At 43.1% G+C, this 18665-nt stretch carries 9 protein-coding genes; 1 reads left to right on the top strand and 8 read right to left on the bottom strand.

The features are described 5' to 3' along the window. Positions 1–35 precede the first annotated feature (35 nt). Positions 36–2627, top strand: coding sequence for a xylan 1,4-beta-xylosidase (xyl3A, locus tag AAHJ11_RS06355; protein ID WP_320974906.1), 2592 nt, complete (start codon positions 36–38; stop codon positions 2625–2627). Positions 2628–3509: 882 nt separating this feature from the next. On the opposite strand, the gene AAHJ11_RS06360 is transcribed toward xyl3A, so the two are convergent. The 8 genes from AAHJ11_RS06360 to AAHJ11_RS06395 form a co-directional block, all read right to left on the bottom strand. Next, positions 3510–5087 (bottom strand): glycoside hydrolase family 28 protein, encoded by a 1578-nt coding sequence (locus tag AAHJ11_RS06360; RefSeq protein WP_410551901.1) that lies wholly within the window; start codon positions 5085–5087, stop codon positions 3510–3512. Between the two features lie 49 nt (positions 5088–5136). Further along, positions 5137–6492: a pectinesterase family protein gene (locus tag AAHJ11_RS06365; RefSeq protein ID WP_413579199.1), complete on the bottom strand. Its 1356-nt coding sequence runs from the start codon at positions 6490–6492 to the stop codon at positions 5137–5139. Between the two features lie 123 nt (positions 6493–6615). After that, positions 6616–8259: a DUF5123 domain-containing protein gene (locus AAHJ11_RS06370; protein WP_320974904.1), complete on the bottom strand. Its 1644-nt coding sequence runs from the start codon at positions 8257–8259 to the stop codon at positions 6616–6618. Positions 8260–8277: 18 nt separating this feature from the next. After that, the gene (locus AAHJ11_RS06375; protein ID WP_320974903.1) at positions 8278–10179 is read right to left on the bottom strand and encodes a RagB/SusD family nutrient uptake outer membrane protein; all 1902 of its coding nucleotides are present in this window, start codon (positions 10177–10179) and stop codon (positions 8278–8280) included. A 24-nt stretch (positions 10180–10203) separates the two neighbouring features. Continuing rightward, the gene (locus AAHJ11_RS06380) at positions 10204–13413 is read right to left on the bottom strand and encodes a TonB-dependent receptor (RefSeq protein ID WP_320974902.1); all 3210 of its coding nucleotides are present in this window, start codon (positions 13411–13413) and stop codon (positions 10204–10206) included. Positions 13414–13449: 36 nt separating this feature from the next. After that, a complete protein-coding gene (locus AAHJ11_RS06385; RefSeq protein ID WP_320974901.1) occupies positions 13450–15825 on the bottom strand; it encodes a BACON domain-containing protein in 2376 nt (791 codons plus the stop codon). Between the two features lie 31 nt (positions 15826–15856). Next, complete coding sequence (locus AAHJ11_RS06390; RefSeq protein WP_320974900.1) at positions 15857–17665, bottom strand: DUF5123 domain-containing protein; 1809 nt, start codon at positions 17663–17665, stop codon at positions 15857–15859. 12 nt (positions 17666–17677) lie between these two features. Next, positions 17678–18559, bottom strand: a complete 882-nt coding sequence (locus tag AAHJ11_RS06395) for a hypothetical protein (protein ID WP_074636970.1) — start codon at positions 18557–18559, stop codon at positions 17678–17680. Between the last annotated feature and the right edge of the window lie 106 nt (positions 18560–18665).

Genomic DNA, 18665 nt, shown 5'->3' on the forward strand with positions numbered 1-18665 from the left:
GCAGTCTCAAATCTAAAAACCAAAAAAACTAGAAAATGAAAAAGCAATGGATCATTGCCTGTTTTATCGGAATTCAAGGGGTAAATGTACAGGCACAACAACCCAGCAAGTATCCCTATCAGGACACGAAGCTGACTGTGGAACAACGGGCGGATGATTTACTTCAACGCCTCACATTAGAAGAAAAAGTGGCGTTGATGCAAAACAATTCACCGGCTATTCCCCGGCTTGGCATTAAGCCGTATGAATGGTGGAACGAGGCCCTTCATGGCGTTGCCCGTGCCGGACTGGCTACTGTTTTTCCGCAAACCATAGGTATGGCCGCTTCTTTCAACGATGCATTACTATATGAAGTCTTTGATGCCGTATCCGATGAAGCACGTGCCAAGAACCGCCAATTCAATGAAAAAGGACATTATAAACGTTATCAGGGACTGACCATGTGGACTCCCAACGTCAATATCTTCCGCGACCCCCGCTGGGGACGGGGACAGGAAACCTATGGCGAAGACCCTTACTTGAGCGGTCGGATGGGAATGGCAGTAGTCAGAGGCCTGCAAGGACCGGAAGATGCCGAATATGACAAACTTCATGCCTGCGCCAAACACTTTGCCGTGCACTCGGGTCCCGAATGGAACCGTCACAGCTTCAACGCAGAAAACATCGCACCCAGAGATTTATGGGAAACCTATCTGCCTGCCTTCAAGGAACTGGTACAAAAAGCAGGAGTTAAAGAAGTGATGTGCGCCTACAATCGTTTCGAAGGCGATCCCTGCTGCGGCAGCAATCGTCTGTTAACCCAAATTCTCCGCAACGACTGGGGATTCAAAGGAATCGTAGTCTCCGACTGCGGAGCAATCGGAGACTTCTTCCAGCGCAAAAAACATGAAACGCATCCCGATGCCACCCATGCCTCTGCCGACGCTGTTTTAAGCGGAACGGATCTCGAATGTGGCGGCAACTTCAAAAGCATCACCGATGCTGTGAAAAAAGGGCTGATTTCGGAAGAGAAAATCAACACATCAGTCAAAAGACTACTGAAGGCCCGCTTTGAACTGGGAGAAATGAATCCGACTCATCCTTGGAGTAACATTCCATTTTCTGTTATCGACTGTCCCAAACACAAAGAACTGGCACTGAAAATGGCACATGAGAGTCTGGTATTGCTCCAAAACAAAAACAACATCCTTCCATTAAACCGCCAGATGAAAGTGGCAGTCATCGGCCCCAATGCCAATGACTCGGTCATGCAATGGGGCAACTACAACGGCTTCCCTTCACATACCGTTACTTTACTGGAAGGAATACGCGCCAAACTGCCCGACGCACAAATCATCTACGAACCTGTATGCGGATATACAAACGACACCACCCTGCACAGCCTGTTCAACCAGTGCAGTATCGACGGAGAAGCCGGATTCAACGCCACCTACTGGAATAACCGCGAATACAAAGGCAAGATTGCCGCAACCGACCGCCTGACCACTCCTTTCCATTTCAGTGCCGAAGGTTCTACCGTATTTGCTCCCGGTGTAGGATTGAAAAACTTCACCGCCATCTATCGTTCCACTTTCCGCCCGGTGGATTCCGGTGCCGCCACTTTCCGCGTGATGACGAACGGAGGAGTCACTTTATTCCTCAACGGCAAGCAAATAGCTGAAGCCACCAACATCAAGAATCATACCAATCTGTATTCTTTCAACTACGAAGCAGGAAAGAGTTACGACATTGAGTTGCATTTTATCCAGGTAAAAGATAACCCTGCACTGAACTTCGACCTGGCGAAACAAACTCCTATGGATGCCCGTGAAATCCTGAACAAGTTGCAAAGCGCAGATGTAGTTATCTTTGCCGGAGGTATCTCTCCCCTGTTGGAAGGAGAATCCATGCGGGTATCCGACCCCGGATTCAAAGGTGGCGACCGTACAGAAATCGAATTACCCGCCATCCAGCGCGAAGTTCTTGCTCTTCTGAAAAAGAATGGAAAGAAAACAGTATTCGTCAATTTCTCCGGTTCGGCGATGGCCATCGTGCCCGAAACGCTGAATTGCGATGCTATCCTGCAAGCATGGTATCCCGGACAGGCAGGTGGAACAGCCGTTGCTGATGTTCTTTTCGGAGATTACAATCCTGCCGGACGTCTGCCTATCACTTTCTATAAAGGTTTGCAGCAATTACCGGACTATGAAGATTATTCGATGAAGGGACGTACTTATCGTTTCATGGCGGAAACTCCTCTTTATCCATTCGGCTACGGTTTAAGTTATACCCGTTTCTCTTATGGGAAAGCCACACTGAACCAATCGAAACTAGCCAAAGGCGAAAAAGCCATCCTTACTATCCCGGTAAGTAACGTCGGACAGAGAGACGGTGAAGAAGTGGTTCAAGTATACATCTGCCGTCCTGACGACAAAGAAGGTCCGCAAAAAACTCTTCGTGGTTTCCAACGGGTCAACATATCCAAAAGCAAGACCGAAAATGTAACAATCGAGCTTCCCTACGAATCATTCGAGTGGTTTGATACCGCCACTAATACGATGCGTCCTTTGACCGGAACATACAAGGTACTTTATGGTAGCAGTTCATCCGCCGACGATTTGCAATCACTCTCTATAAAGATTTTATAATTTTGCCCTCATGCCCTCATAAGCTACTTTAATCCCTTTATTCATCGGGGATATAGCTATGAGGGCAGACTATAACAGCAAGTAATGGCGAAAATTAACCGCCGTGAAATTAACCGTCGTTATTTTTAGGAGGCATTATTAGATTTTATAACAGAACCAAATGATTGGAATAACTTGGAATAGATCGGCCTAGGAATTAAACACCATTTTTTCTGTCAACTTTCGCTTTTCCCTCCTGCAAAAGATTTTTCATTTTCATTTCTCATATTCTCATAGTATTCGTATAAAGCAAAGACTGTCAAACAGATAGTCTATGAGAAATGATTTCTAAATAGGCATTTCTCATAGTTTTTTGGCCAAACACCCCGGATTTTACCTCATTTCTCATACTTACTGGAGGCATTTCTCATAGTGTATCCGGAGGATTGATTTCCCATCAACAGAACTTATTGCTTCTTTTCGTGTGTACTGCTTTTATTCCTACAGCAATGACATTTTACAAACAATTCATTGTTTGTTTATATGAAATGTACTCGTTAATAAGTTATTAATCAATGGATAATACCGTTTTTTCTAAGGAGGAAACCAATCGTTGCACTCCAGTGAACAGATCCTTGCACTCTAGTGGAAAGAACCGTTCACTGGAATGCAACGATCTGTTCACTAGAGTGCAACAAACCGGATAGTGGTAAGAAAAAACGGTTATGATGAAGGAAAAACAGATAAGTATACGGTAAATAATACACAGAAAAGCTATAAACAACAGAAAGTTGCCAATTAAACTGAAGAAGGAAAGGAGTATGAGAATAAGATGAGAAACACCTCGGAACCTATGAGAAAAGGGTTGGACAAGCTGTTATCCAACCCTTAATTTGAACTCTATTAATTCTTTGTAAGCAGCCGTTTTTCTGAAATTGTCCCATATTCTTTGCCATTGATAGTAATACCTGTTGTATTCTCTATCTGTATCATCGAATCATCGGGAGTTTCTATATCCACATTCTCTATGCTAATCTTTGCAACTTTATTAATTACGATACCTTGCTTCGCGCCCGTTACCACCATATTCTTTATGGAAATGTTCTCAATCGGCATTTCGGGAAGTCCGTTCAGATACACCGCCCGTCCGGCTCCCTTGCAGAACACGTCCGAGATATGTATGTTCCTGAATGCCGGAGTTTCTTCGGTAACATCCGGCACAGGCCCGCCCGGAGCACCTTTGGTGGCATAATACAAGTCGGCAATCAAGGCATCATTCGGAATGTCTATCATATTGATATGGTTGATATAGATATTCTCCACAACACCGCCACGACCGCGGACACTCTTGAACCGCAGCCCTACATCCGTACCGATAAACGAACATTCGGATACATACACATTCTTCACGCCGCCGGACATTTCGCTACCAATGACGAATCCGCCATGACCGTGCAACACGGTATTGTTTTTCACAATCACATTCTCGCAAGGCTCTCCACGCCTGCGCCCGTCTTTATCCTTTCCCGATTTCAGACAGATTGCATCGTCACCCGCGTCGAAGAAACAGTTCGTTATCAGTACATTCTTGCAGGATTCCACATCGAGCGCATCCCCATTCTGCGAGTACCACGGATTGAACACCTTTACATCATTCAACGTCAGGGATTCGCAAGACAAAGGATGAAGGCACCAATTCGGAGAATTTTTAAAAGTCACGCCTTCCAGAAGCACCTTTTTGCTCTTCACAATGCTTAGCAGAACAGGGCGCAACCAGCTTTTCATTTTTTCCCATTCTTTTATATCCATGTCCGGACGCTTATTCCCCCAGTCTGCCATAAGCACGGAAGCCTTTAAAGCACCTTCATCAGGATACCACACCTTGCCGCTTTCATCTACCTTACCGCCGGATTGAAGCAACTTTTTCCATTGTCTATCCGTCATCTTATCCTTTTTGACGGGACGCCACCGGTCTCCCGCCCCATCGAAAACACCGTAGCCGGTGATGGCTATGTTTTCCGCATTTATTGCCGAGATAGGCGACTGGCAACGTCGCGTATCCAATCCTTCAAACGAAGTCGTGACGATTGGATATAAAGAAGTATCACTACTGAATACAATCAAAGCATTCTTTTCAGCGTGCAAATTGACGTTACTCTGCAAAACAATGGGACCTGTCAGCCATAAGCCTTCCGGAATGACCACTTTGCCCCCGCCTTTGTCGTGAACCGCTTTGATAGCCTTGTTAATAGCCTCTGTATTCAGCGTCACACCATTGCTTTTTGCTCCAAAATCACAGATACTCACCTGATAATCGGGGAAAACGGGACGTTCCACTTTAGGCATGGAGAAAGGAAGGTCTTTATATAAATCTTCCATTTCTATCGTTTGATCCTCCGAGTTTGAATATGCCTGACAAGATGCCAATAACAAGAGTCCCATCAGCATTACTCTGAAATCCTTTTTCAAAAATCTATTCATACTTATCTTTATTATGTATCAAAACCTATTGAAATATACTATTTTATTTTCAACGGGAAAGAATCGCCTTATTTCCCAAAGAACCATACTGATTCACGGCACAAACCTGCAATATCATCACCGGATATTCAGGAAGAGTCAGATACATTCCACGTGTCATACCTACTACCCTGTCTCCACTGAAAACAATATACCCCGTCGCATCCTTCACACTTTTCCACTCCAGTCTCCGGTCCTTTCTTTTAAGCCCCTCCGGAGCAGGAAGTTTTTCCATCATCCTGCGGGGATCCCACTGATCTGTTCCGGGAATTATATTCTCATAAGTATAAGTAGCAGCCTCTTCCGCCGTAATCACCGCACGACAGGTTCCTTTCGGAGCATTCTCACCACGTCCCTCATATTCCGTCTTACGCTGATCCAGTTGCAGGACATTACCCGCGGCATCCCGACTGTCATATTCGGCAAACAAAGCAGGGATCGCACCCATATTTGCCCAACCTTCAGGAGAAATAGGAATATTCATAGTAGTGTGAATATAAACCGTCTTTGGCGAATTATGCCACGGACGTCCCAGTTTCACCCCCCACTTCTTAACATTAGCCGCCGCTTCGTTACCATCTATCGTACAGTCTCTGAAAACATACCCCCATTTCGCATCCTTATGACAAGGAGCTACAATAATAGCACCACTACGCGTATTATAGAAAGTACAATTTTCCGCCAGTACATTTCCTCCGCCATAGAAATAATCTACCGCTCCTTCAATCCAACAATCTTTGACGTAATGTCGTGCAGTATCATTGCCTGTAGTCATCCATGTATCCTGAAAAGAACGGAAGTTACAATTATTAAATGCGATACGATCCGCCTGACTGCTCATTGCCAAAGCTTGCGGCCCTTTCTGGCTATCCACTCCCCAGTCGTTAACATAAGAGATGTTTTCCGAATAGAAATCAGGCGCTTCAATCTTCACTACACTGCCATCGTATTTATAGACATCCGATTCCGGATTATGAACAGAATGCCTCCAATAACCGGTATCTGTCGAAGTAGCCTCTGGTTTGCCACCCACATTCAGACTGTGGTGAATGATGGTTTTATCTTTGTCCTGTCCTATCAAATGGATGAATGTTTTTGTCTTTGGTATAAATAGGTACTCTCGATAAGACCCATTCTTCACAAATATGCACCAAGGCGTCTTTGAATTTTCGGGTGCGGCATCAATAGCCTCTTGCACCGTTCTGTAATCACCACTGCCATCTCTTGCCACTACAGCCTGAAAAGGAGAATTACTTTCACCGGAATGATTCCTATCTATATGCCCCCTCCCATCAGCACCCCAGACTGGGGAACACAAGGAGAACAGCAAGATGACTCCCTGTAAAATGCATTGTATCTTCTTCATACTTCAATTGTGTAAATTTTATATAGAGGAAAAAACAGCCCCCGGTTTCTTTTCCCAAGGGCCATTTGTTTTCAGAAAAACGATTACCTGTTCATAACCAGTATGGTCCCGACAATGATCCGGTTATGGAATCCAACGAGTATCACCGGAACGATTAGTGACAATCGGAGAATTCGAATCCTTGATTGTCAGATCGCCCTTTTCCGGGTCAACAAACAGTTCGGCAGCAGTCATATCCAAATCGGTTGCATTGATCTTACTACCACCCAACGCATAATCTTTCGTTGTATAGTTGTTAGAGAAGCTAGTGGTAGTATTGGCACCGATTGAATAAATTTCACCACACGGTGAAGCCAAGACTACTCCTTCCAACACCAATTCCGAACCAACAGCAGACTGTATATTAATCATACGCTGATTGCGACAGAAGCTGTAGAAGGTTACATTTTTATATTCCAGATGAATAGGTTTGTCCAGATTGGGCGCATAGAAGATGTTACCCCAGCCCCAGCCGTCTGTACTGTTGTTATCTCTACTGAATGTGCAGTTTCTATAAACAACTCTTTCTACATGATCATAAGAGTTACCTTCCTTATCGGTCGATCCAAGATGGAACGTACCGTATGCACCTGTCTGCCAACCGCATTGTTCAAACTTGCAGCCTTCCATTTCGAAGTTCATCAGATGTTTATTGTTAGCTCCCTGATGACGCCAGAATCCACGTCCGAATCCATAGAAGTCGCAATTAACGAAACTGATATTCTCCAGCGTGTATGCATTACCACTATTAAAGAAATAACTGTTCAATATCTCCTGCCGGAATTCGATATTTACAAACTCTATACCGGAAATATAAGATCCGGCAACCACATTCCATGAAGATTCCATAGTGACAATAGGCTTAATGCCTTCCGTGCTACCGACCAGACGGAAACCTTTCTTTATTGCAAATGGACTCAAACGATAAGAAGAGCCAGCCGGCAAGAAATATTCGGTACCCTCCGGAATCTCCGCATTATCATTATTATCAGTCAGAAGTTTCGTCAAATCATCATCCCAACCTACCGTAATAGATTCGGCAGCCGGTCCCGCTGTACGGAAAGTAGCCTGATTATAAGGTTTGTCATATTTCCTCGGCTTACTTGTATCGTAAATATTAACCGCATACAGTGTATTCTTATCCAGACCGGTCACTTCGGCACGTCCTTGTGCTTTTTCCTCTTCAGTCAGATAACGGGATACATTCGCTAAAGTTTTGTCCATCATCGGCATCACGCTGATACTGTCCACCGGATTCTGTACATCTACTTTCCAACGAATGATAGCAGAGTTTTCTGTTATCTCTGTTTTTGATACGTCTTCCAATAACTTCGCATATTCCGGTCTGGCCTCTGTAGAAGCATTCGTATAAGTCCATTGAGAATTATTGACTGCATTTGCCGCATTCGAACGCACACGAATATAGAACGTTGTTCCATAAGGGATATCGTCCAGAAAGACAAATGGTTCAGTTGTATCTACCGACATAAACAAACTTTTGTAATACGTATCCTGATGCAACTCTACCGTATAGGATGATGCATCATTTACTTTATACCACACCAAAGTAATAGAATTACTCTTCACCTCCGGTTTCTCCAATACGAATCTGGGCTGAAACAGATCGTCTATTTTGTTATATTGGTCGTCTTGGCAACTTGTGAAAAGCGCTCCCCACAACAAAGCAGGCAATAAGACTGTTGTCAATCTATATAGTAACTTCATCATAACATTCATTTTTACTGGTTAATATCCATAATAGTTTTGAATAGCCCCTCTATGGTCTGTAATTACTTGTGAAGGATAAGGACACAAATATCTCAACGGATCAGAAGGTTTCACACTCTTGTCGTTATTCAGATTGATAAATCCTCTGAAACTCCAGGAAATCTCTTTCAAGGTCTCAAATTGCTGCGTTTCCGAGTTCAGGACTCTCCATCCAATAGCGTATGCCAACGTTTGATAACCGGCAGGTTTACCCGTTCCGAATTCTTCTTTCTCAATGCCGACTATATCCAGAATGGTTCTGTCCGGATGTTCCGGATCAGGGACTGACTTATAATAAATATTTTCAGGTACTTTCTCAATACCCGGTATATAGGTACCATTGGCAACCAACCCCCAATTAATCATTTCAAAATAGAGATTATAGATCACCTCACTGTACTTATTCCAACGGGCCAAGTCATATTTACGGATACTTTCACCCCCAAATTCCCATTTTCGTTCGTCCATGATTGCTTTGAAGAAATCGTCTTCTGTATTCAGACTTTCTACGTAAGATTCTACTTTCGAAGCCCACAAAGAAGAATCAAACGCACGCCGCCTTACCCTCTTCATCGCTTCCTTTGCATCATCACGCGGTCCGAACCGCTCGTTCACCGCTTCAGCATACATCAACAACACATCTGCAAACCTCATGCGTATGCTATTGATACCCGTTCCCGCACCACTGGAAGAGCCTAACGGAGACTTCATTTTAAGTTTCGACCATTTACCTACTCCCATGCCGGCGATTCCCATATCCATCTCCTGATTCAGGTTCTTATCGTATTTGTAAGGAGCACACGTAACGTCACGACGCAAATCATCCCCATCAAATGTAAACATATACGTACCACAATAATGCAGATAGTTGCTGGCACTTCCGTACTCGTGCTTGTCACCGGCAATCGTTACACCTACATTATACCCGTAACGGCTGGTCACACTTTTCAGCATAGGGATAGCAAAAATCACATCGTCATTATTCGCCGTCGTCCAATTGCATTCATTGTACCAAAGTTCTTCGTAACTCTGTTTCAAATCATGCTTGTTTTCCTTGATTACTTTACCCAGATAGGTGATAGCGATATCATAATAATGCTCGAAATTGTCACCACGTTCCATATATCCCACGTTGTCCGGATTCTCTTTATCGGGACGTAAAGACCATCCTCCACGATACAAAGCCAGTTGTCCGATAAGTGCCTGGCAATATTCGCGGGAAGCACGCTCTACCCCGTAATCCAGATCGGCGGCATATTTCATCATCGGCTCTACATCAATCAACTCGTCAATCAGGTATTCCAGTATCTTGTTCCGTTCCGTCACACCGACTGAAAAGAAATCATCTGTGGATTTCGAAGGTTCGGTCACAAAGACGACATCTCCCCATGTACGAATCAAATCCAGATAAAGCATCGCACGAAGTGTTTTCACCTCTCCGTACATCTGTTGTATTTCAGTCGGTCCCTCCTCTTTTATCTGTAAGGAGAACAAAGAGGAATTTTCCATTTCATGCAGGAAGTCGTTCGCATAATTGATCACGGAATACATATTGTTCCATGTACTATTCAACGTATTCCAGTAGGGTTTGGAATCGAAACAACCGATATCCGCACCGGTGGCCGCTACGGTATTATTCTTAAAGGAAGACATTTCTACATCCGTATTCGTATTCAGGCTGTTGGCAAGCGTACTGCCATACATACCGTCTTCTGTCATTGCAGAATACATTTTAGTCATCAAGGCTTTGGCTTCCTCTTCTGAAGTAAAAACGTATCCGGGGGTAAATCCTGAAGGAGGCTCCACATCCAGAAAGTCATTACAAGATGTGAAAGAGAGCATCGCGCAGGCTATGGTTGAATATAATAACTTCTTATTCATTGTTCTTTCATTTTAGTTAGTTTATTAAAAGGTCAATTGCACACCGAACGTGTATGTGCGGCTTCTCGGATATCTGTTATTATCGATATTCGGCGTTAATCCGGTAGCAATATCTACCTCCGGATCATAACCGCTATATCCGGTAATCGTAAAGAGGTTGTAACCTGACGCATAGAAACGTACTCTGCTCAAACCCACTTTATTGGTCCATACACGTGGCAGTGTATAGCCGATAGTAGCCGTATTGAGACGCAGGAAAGAACCGTCTTCCACTGCATATGACATTGCAATGGGACGTCCGATAGAAGTCGGATTCCACATCGTCGCATTCTTATTAAACTCTGCAAGAATTTCCGGACTGTAACGAATTTCATTACCCATATCGTCAAAATTACGCCAACGCTTCGCAGCAGAAATATCCATGCTGAAATTGTTGTAATTATTACTTGCCCATGTAGTCATCATTACTTTATTGGCATTGAACACATCGAAATCATACATGAAATTAAAGAACGCACTTACATCAAAACCTTTAAAAGTTGCATTTAATCCAAATCCTCCCGAAAACTTCGGAGTAGTATTACCGATCACAGTACGGTCGTCATCCGTCAACGTATACGGGTTGGCACTATTTTCATCCACCGGAGTGAGTTTTTTAAATTTGGCATTACCCGGACGCGGGTCACCGGACAACGGGCTGGAGTTTACGACTCCGTCTTTCAATGTCCATGTTCTGGATTTTGAATCAAATGGCTTGAAATCATCCACTGTATAGAAACCGTCATTCACAAATCCATAGATCAAACCGGTAGTACCTCCTACGTAGGCACGATAATCATCTGAATTCAAGAGTTGAGAGCCTGCCCAGCCAGAAGAAAGCACCATTTCCTTTTCACCACTTGCGAGCTTGTCGATCTTGTTTTTATTACGACCGATATTAAACGTCGCGTTCAATGTAAAGTCCGGACGGTCGATGATATAACCGGTCAGAGACAACTCAACCCCTCGGTTTGAAGTCTGCCCCACATTCTCCATAAGATGCGTGTAGCCTGTATAGCCGGGAATAGTAGAAGAAAGCAGTAAGTCTTTCACCGTGTTCCAATAGAATTCCAATGATCCGCTTAACCGTTCTCTGAAAAAGCCGAAGTCAACGGCAAGGTTACGGGTAATGGTAGTCTCCCATTTTACATGGGGATTATACAGTTCTTTCGTGTTATAAAATTGATAATAGTACCGGCTCGTTTCTTCCCAACCCGCAGGCCGGCTGCTGCTGATACCATACAATTTCTGATAAATATCGGAAGAGATACGGTCATTTCCAGAAGCACCATAACTTACTCTCAATTTAAGATTCGACACCACTTCACTCTCTTTCAAAAAGTCCTCATTAGACATACGCCATGCAACAGCCGCTGCCGGGAAAAATCCCCAACGATTGCCTGAAGCAAACTTCGATGAACCATCGGCACGCAAGGTCACAGTAGCGAGATATTTATCCTTATATCCATAGTAAGCACGACCGAAAAAAGAAGAAATGCGTGTGGGCGAACCGGCAGAAGACTTATTTTCGTAAGGAGTACCCAAAGACAGGTTATCAAATGCCTTTTCCGCAGTTGTATTCACCGGAAAATAGCGGGTAGTATAGGTCTTACGGCTGGATTGGGAACTCTTCATTTCTTGTCCGACCATCAATTGGATATCATGCGTATCATCCAACATAAAGTTGTAGTTAAACACATTGGATAATTGCCATTTGGAACCTTGAGACATACTCCACTCAGCCATTGGCTGGTTATTATTATTCTTGGCGTTAGATGTATCAGTGCCCCAAAAACGTCGAGACTCCTCTGTATTATTTTCAAAGCCGAATTCCGTACGGAAAGTCATGCCTTTCATTATATTCCAAGTCAGAGCACCTATCGTATTGAGAGACTTATTAATTCTTTTCTTATAATTCTTTTCAGATTCTTCTTTCGGGTTAAAGCGGGTTATCTCATCCAATAAATCAGGGTCATAATAAGTGTCATCTTCCGGCAATTTCATATATTCATCCAATCCTTCAGTAGGTGCCTGACGGAGTGCATCCAAAAGACTCACCCCATCCGTACCGGAACCGTCCACTTCTTTATGCAACAAACGGGTGCGGTATTCAAAAGTCAGGAATTTAAAGAGCTGGGTATTCAGACTCACATTCAGGTTGTTCTGTTTCAACCCGTTTCCCACCATCACACTAGGACGGTCCTGATGGATAAATGCCACTTTATACTTCGTTTTCTCTGTACCGCCATTGATACTAAGGTCTACATATTTAGATACCGGATTCGTTCCAAAAATTTCATCCTGCCAGTCCGTTCCTTTATCTCCCTGATAAATATAGAATTCATATGCTTGTCCATACTTATTAAAGAAATCGTCGGGTATGGAATTCTTTTGACGGGCATTCTCATATTGCATCAAAACATATTCGTAGGGATCCATCACGTCCAGCTTGTTTGATAATGTGCTTGTCTGCAAGTAAGTATTCAAATTGATAGATACGCGTCCTTCCTTTGCTTGTTTGGTAGTCACCAGAATGACACCATTAGCACCGCGAGCTCCATAAACTGCCGTAGAAGCAGCATCTTTCAAGACATCGATGGACTCTACATCTGTCGGTGGAATATCATTTAAACTTCCCACTTCAAATCCGTCTACCAAAATCAGCGGACTGTTGTCCTGCGTGATCGAACCTCCACCACGCACCAATATTTTAATTTCCGCATCCGGTGATCCATCCACTGCCGTCACCTGCACACCCGGCATTTTACCGACAATAGCCTCTGCAACGGAAGCAGTCGGTACTTTTTCGAGAACCTTGCCTGATACGCTCGATACCGAACCAGTCAGATTCCCTCTTTTCTGTGTACCATAACCGATTACGACCACATCATCCAGTTGTCCGACGGCTTCCGTCATCTGAATATGAATTCCGGAAGTACGTCCTTTCAATGGTTCTTTCACTTCATTCATTCCGACATAACGGATAGTCAACACGGCTTTATTCACATCAGGAACATTGGTCAGTGTAAAGTTTCCGTCCATATCGGTAGTAGCACCTATTTTTGTGCCTTGCACCATTACTGCGGCACCTATTACCGGCCCGTAGTTATCTGTCACCGTACCGGTTACGGTCTGTGCAAAACCACTGACCGCCACCAATAACAGGGTGAATATACTTATAATTAGTTTATTCATTATACTAAAGTTTTTTGTTACAAAATATACGGTTTACTATTTCTTCTCGATAACCTGACCGCCCAGATTCTGATTGTAAACAATATGCTGAACCAGGTTATGAAAATAAACTTCCAGATTGGAATAACGCCCGTTGGGATCTACTGACGTACTTATCTGTGCAGCATCATCCGGATTATTCGGATCAAGTCCGTAAGCTTCTTCCCAAATATCAGGAATTCCATCGCCATCCGTATCGGACCAGGCTTTCAACGATTTAACTTCAGGATATCCTTCTGTATCCCCCACCGTATCAATAATTCCAGGGCGCGGTTTTTCATCCTTCGAACCAGTCCATGTAGAAGTACCTTCTCTGACCTCTTTCACGATACGTTGATCAATAATATCTCTGCGCAAAGAGGCGCCGGCATATTGCAATACCTTTTCATAGGCTTGCTCGGGTGTATGGCTGGTCACCTTACTAAATGGCTGCGGTTCCGCCATTCTCATTGCATGCATTTCTTCTTCTGTAGGATGCAAATCGCGCCAAAATTGACTCCAGATTCCATTCGTCCAGTTATCTGCCGTAACTTCTGCACTGGCAGTCACATGGTTGCCCTCGATATATGCTCTGGCGGTAGGATCACTTGACAGAACTCTCCACGACATACTTCCTGTTCCGGTAGCCGGTCCTGCTTTATAATAGCAGTTGACAATATTGAACGTTCCATATTTTCCACCATAACAGCCAAATCCGGCTTCACTCCAGTTATAATAGACATTGTTTCGTACATCAAAATATCCGATATGGTCACCGGCTCCTTGGGTTCCGGGTTCCGGCATATCAGAAATTCGGGGAGCACGGCTACTATGATGTGCCATCAGAATATGATGGTAAGAAGCATTATCACCACTAAACATCGCTCCATACCCATGAGCTCCTTTGGCATGATTGGAATTATTCAAGCTCTCTGTTGACATACACCACTGCGCAGTAAAATTCTGACAACCATAGAAAGACAGAGTTTCATCAACTCCCCAACTGGCAGTAACATGATCGACAATCGCATTCGTGAAATATCTTCCTCCAATAGCATCTTCGGCATAATCCTCGTATTTGTCACCGGGACGGCAACGTAAGAAACGAATAATTGCATTCATTTCTTTGCTGTCTGCCGACAGATTAAAAGAGAAATTATAGTTCTTCAACGTGATACCATCGCCCGGAGCTGTCTGTCCCAAGATACTTACATTGGGATGATCTACTAAAAACAATCCACGCTTCAGTTCTATGATACCCGAAACATCAAAGATGATATTCCGAGGCTGGTCGGACTTCTCGATTCCATAACGCAGACTTCCTTTGATGGGAGTTTCATTTTTGCCATAATCTTCCAGATTAGTGACCCGATAGATTTCACCGCCACGGCCTCCGGTTGTAAAACGTCCACCTCCCTCCGCACCGGGGAAAGCCAAAAGTTGTCCGGCCGATGGGTCGTCACCAATACTCGTATCAGGTTTACCATACTGAAATATCTCTATCTTCTGTTCCAACACGCTGTTCTTTATGGTCACAGAAGAAGTGCGTGGAAAACGATCTGTATTATCTTGTATTTTCAGTACGATTGCATCTTCTGTCGAAGCTTCCTTATCCAAAGTAATCCAGGGTTCGGTTGAAGTCATCGTATATTCTATTGCATATTCTTGAGTGACGGGAATAGTTAGTGCCTTACACTTATAAGGAATAATATATTCATCCTGCTCTACTTCCAGAGTCGTTTTGACTCCTTCCTGAACAATCTCCACAGTCTTACTCATGATGTAATCACCCACTGTCTTAAATACGATATTCCCTCTTCTCTCCGCTGCCACGTTCAATGCAATAGCAAAGTGAACATTATCCGTCACAAAACTACGGCTCTCCTGTGCAGACTGATCGACTTCCTTGATCCAGTCGGTTTGATCGTCAATCTCTATTTTCCATGCCACATTGGATACAACCTGACAAATCAGAGTAGTTCCTAAAAATGGAATCACTTCTTTTGAATAATCCAGCAAAATATCCGGATCAGTACCCAGTTGTTCTACAGAGATTTCCTGTTCAATCGTCGTATTAACATTCGTCAAAGTAACCTTAATCTTACTTTCACGCTTCGCGTCATCTGTGTTTTCAGTGAAGAATAAACGAAGATCGCCGTTTCCATTTCCACTTTCTTTCGAAAGAGTCAGCCAGCTACCATTACTTTCTGTGACTTTAGCTGTCCAATCGCCGGTTGCAGTCACATTGATAGTAAAAGAACCTCCTACATTGGTGAGTTTCACCTCATTCTTTGATACTTCCAAGTTATTAGCTAATGCTGCTTCGTTCTTTTCGTCATCCGAACTACAAGCCCCAAGCAATCCTGCCAATAATATGATTAGAAATGATCTCATATCCTATATAATTTATTCGTTTATACTTTAACTATTTTCTAATCCAATGCGGATCACCGATTCCTTTGGTATATACTTCCGAACTCTTGTCCTTAATAGTCAGATCCCTTCCCTCAACATCCGTAAAGAGTGCACTCATTGAAGTTGTTTCAGCCGGAAGCTCATTATCGTTTACTCCCCAAGTATTCATGACGAAACCTTGCGTATGATAATTGTCTGCGAATGTTCTGTCTGTTACATTTCTCAAATTAAACCAAGTACCACTGCCTTCTCCGGATATGCCACTGAACAGATTATTCTTAACCGTCAATGTGAAACTGCTGGTATTCTTCGGCGACAAATCAAAGAATGTCATACCTACAGGTGCCATTCCGATGAATGTACAATTCTCTATGGTTATACTCAAATCACCGGTCATGGAACTCAGGCCTGTTATCAATGCTTTAGTCAGATTATTTGCATGGAATGTAGAATTTCTGAACACAAAATTGTAAATAGGAGCATCCTGTTTAGTAGACAACCCGAACAATCCGCTGCTACCAGAATTTAATCCGAAGAAACGGCAATCTTCAATAATAAGGTTATCAACAGTTTGCGCCTGTTTAGCGTTTACTTCCTGATACCACATCGTACGTCCCAAATCATTAATATCACATCCTTTCAGCGAAATCTCTTTCACATGGAAATGTTGATTCTTCAACTTGAAGAAATCCGAGTCTGTCGTTTTTATACTCAGGTTTTCAAAATGAACAGCATCAATCTTGTTATCACCGGTAGATATGCTCATATTACCCATTTCCATATAGGCCAGTTTTTGTCCATTTGTCGGTTTCTGCCCTACAATATAGAGACTCTTTCCGAAATCAGTCTGTCTTCCCAACTTATACTCTCCCCCTGCTTTCAAGAACAGCTTCACTTCAGTTACAGTCACATCCGCCATCAACGCTTTGCATATCTGTTCCAGATTCTCTTCCGGATTCACATATCTATATCCATCCGGTATTCTCATCGGAGCTTCCGGATTTATTTCTTCTTCATCCCATCCTTCCGACGCTATCGTCACTTTATAATCCTGAATCATCGGTTCGTCGGCGTTATTAAGAGCAAAAGCCACCTGTGTAGTGTCATCGGGCAATATAGGGAATGTACCATCAATAGTTTTCGACTGCACCACATTATTATGCTGATCCAAATAATCAATGCGAATACCTATCTCTTTTCCTATCGTCCGCGTCTCAAACAACACCATATCATCTGTATAATTCACACCACCACTGCTGGTAGCTTTATCGCGGATTATTTCTATCGGTGTTTCTATGAATCTGGCATCCGACACTTTATAACCGGAAATCGGACATGAAAGCACAGCGCGTACCGTAGAATATCTCTTATCCGCTTTTTTATCCGTAGCTTTCAGACGGATCACTCCTGTCCGGTTATACATACGAATACTCAACGGATCATTGAACGGAGAACTGTATTCCACAGGTGCTGAAATAGCATACTTCGTTTTTGCCGCCAGATCTTGCCGAATAATAATATCATTCAAATTACTCGGACAAGGAATCGAATCTGTCTGTGTTGTTGACAGAATCCTATATTTTCCATTAGGTAACTGGAAACGATAATGTGAGGTATAATTAGCAAAATACTCTCCGTTATCTTTATATATAAAAAGAGGTTTGGTTGATAATCCCGTATTCACTGCCCACGGTTCATCATCCAAGAATAATTCGATTTGATTTACTACTGAAGTCGAATACTTATCATCATCAGAGCAAGCATACGTACCCAGTAGAAGTGTCAATCCCACTAAAGAATAAATTATATTTTTTCTCATAAGACTCCTGTTTTAAAATTCAGATTCTTCTATTGTAAATGGTTGGGGTAACATATCAGTTTTACTCATGACCAGACTACGAGTCCACGAATTTTGTAAATACGCTTCCTCTAATATTGGCATATAGACTATAGAATGTTTGGACGGTTCAAAGGCAATGCCTGTATCAAGCGGACTATTTGTGCGGTTTACTTCTTCTCCGCCTTTCAAATATACCACATCTACCGACGTTCTTAAGTCTGCATTGATTGTTGGAAATGAATAAACAGATGCACTAAAGCCTGCAGCCCGATCCACACTAATCGTTATATCCTGTTGAACACATGCTCCGGTTTTTACTTTATAGGCAACACCTACATTCGTAAAAGTGACATTCAACTGGTCAAACCGAGTAATAGCATTGAGTTCATCTGCAGTTTCTCTAGGTTGGAATGTAGCTTGTCCAACCAAACGTTTCAGTTCCAGACTTAGATTACTGACAGAATAGTCTGAAGTCAGATCTACAACATTGGAAATATACACCTGTTTTTGTGCATAGATATCTTGATACACTACCACTTTAGAGAGGCTGTCTACATCGGTCAGATGATCCGCATTCGCTACAGCGAAAGTTTGCAGATTTTCTCCGAGAGGAAGATCTATTTGCAAATTCCCATCGTTTAAAGGTAGATTCTTTCCGTATACCATAGAATCTTTCAGATACGCATAAATGCCAATCTCCGTTATGCCTTGTTCGGTAAAGGTTTCAAGACTTGCCCGGCTAAAACTAACGCTTACAGGATGCGTTTCGGGCTCTTGAGGTAACTCGCCAGATTCCCATCCCTCCTCTATCTGCTGTGAGCAAGAGAAGAAAGTGAGAAATAGTAAAATTGAAAATTTCGTTAGATGTCTCATAAATATTAGTTTATACAGTTTTAAAATACAACAACCATTATAGTGTTCTTTTCCCCCAAGGGACAGGGGGCTTTTTAAGGAGAATTCATACTCCGGAATAATAGAT

The sequence above is a fragment of the Bacteroides sp. 90-K9/2 genome, from assembly GCF_047310725.1.
Classification (GTDB): Bacteria; Bacteroidota; Bacteroidia; order Bacteroidales; family Bacteroidaceae; genus Bacteroides; species Bacteroides vicugnae.

Bases quoted from the DNA above. Each gene is read 5' to 3' on its own strand.
- AAHJ11_RS06370 (WP_320974904.1), bottom strand. From the start codon at position 8,259: ATGATGAAGTTACTATATAGATTGACAACAGTCTTATTGCCTGCTTTG.
- AAHJ11_RS06380 (WP_320974902.1), bottom strand. From the start codon at position 13,413: ATGAATAAACTAATTATAAGTATATTCACCCTGTTATTGGTGGCGGTC.
- AAHJ11_RS06385 (WP_320974901.1), bottom strand. From the start codon at position 15,825: ATGAGATCATTTCTAATCATATTATTGGCAGGATTGCTTGGGGCTTGT.
- xyl3A (WP_320974906.1), top strand. From the start codon at position 36: ATGAAAAAGCAATGGATCATTGCCTGTTTTATCGGAATTCAAGGGGTA.
- AAHJ11_RS06395 (WP_074636970.1), bottom strand. From the start codon at position 18,559: ATGAGACATCTAACGAAATTTTCAATTTTACTATTTCTCACTTTCTTC.
- AAHJ11_RS06390 (WP_320974900.1), bottom strand. From the start codon at position 17,665: ATGAGAAAAAATATAATTTATTCTTTAGTGGGATTGACACTTCTACTG.
- AAHJ11_RS06365 (WP_413579199.1), bottom strand. From the start codon at position 6,492: ATGAAGAAGATACAATGCATTTTACAGGGAGTCATCTTGCTGTTCTCC.
- AAHJ11_RS06360 (WP_410551901.1), bottom strand. From the start codon at position 5,087: ATGAATAGATTTTTGAAAAAGGATTTCAGAGTAATGCTGATGGGACTC.
- AAHJ11_RS06375 (WP_320974903.1), bottom strand. From the start codon at position 10,179: ATGAATAAGAAGTTATTATATTCAACCATAGCCTGCGCGATGCTCTCT.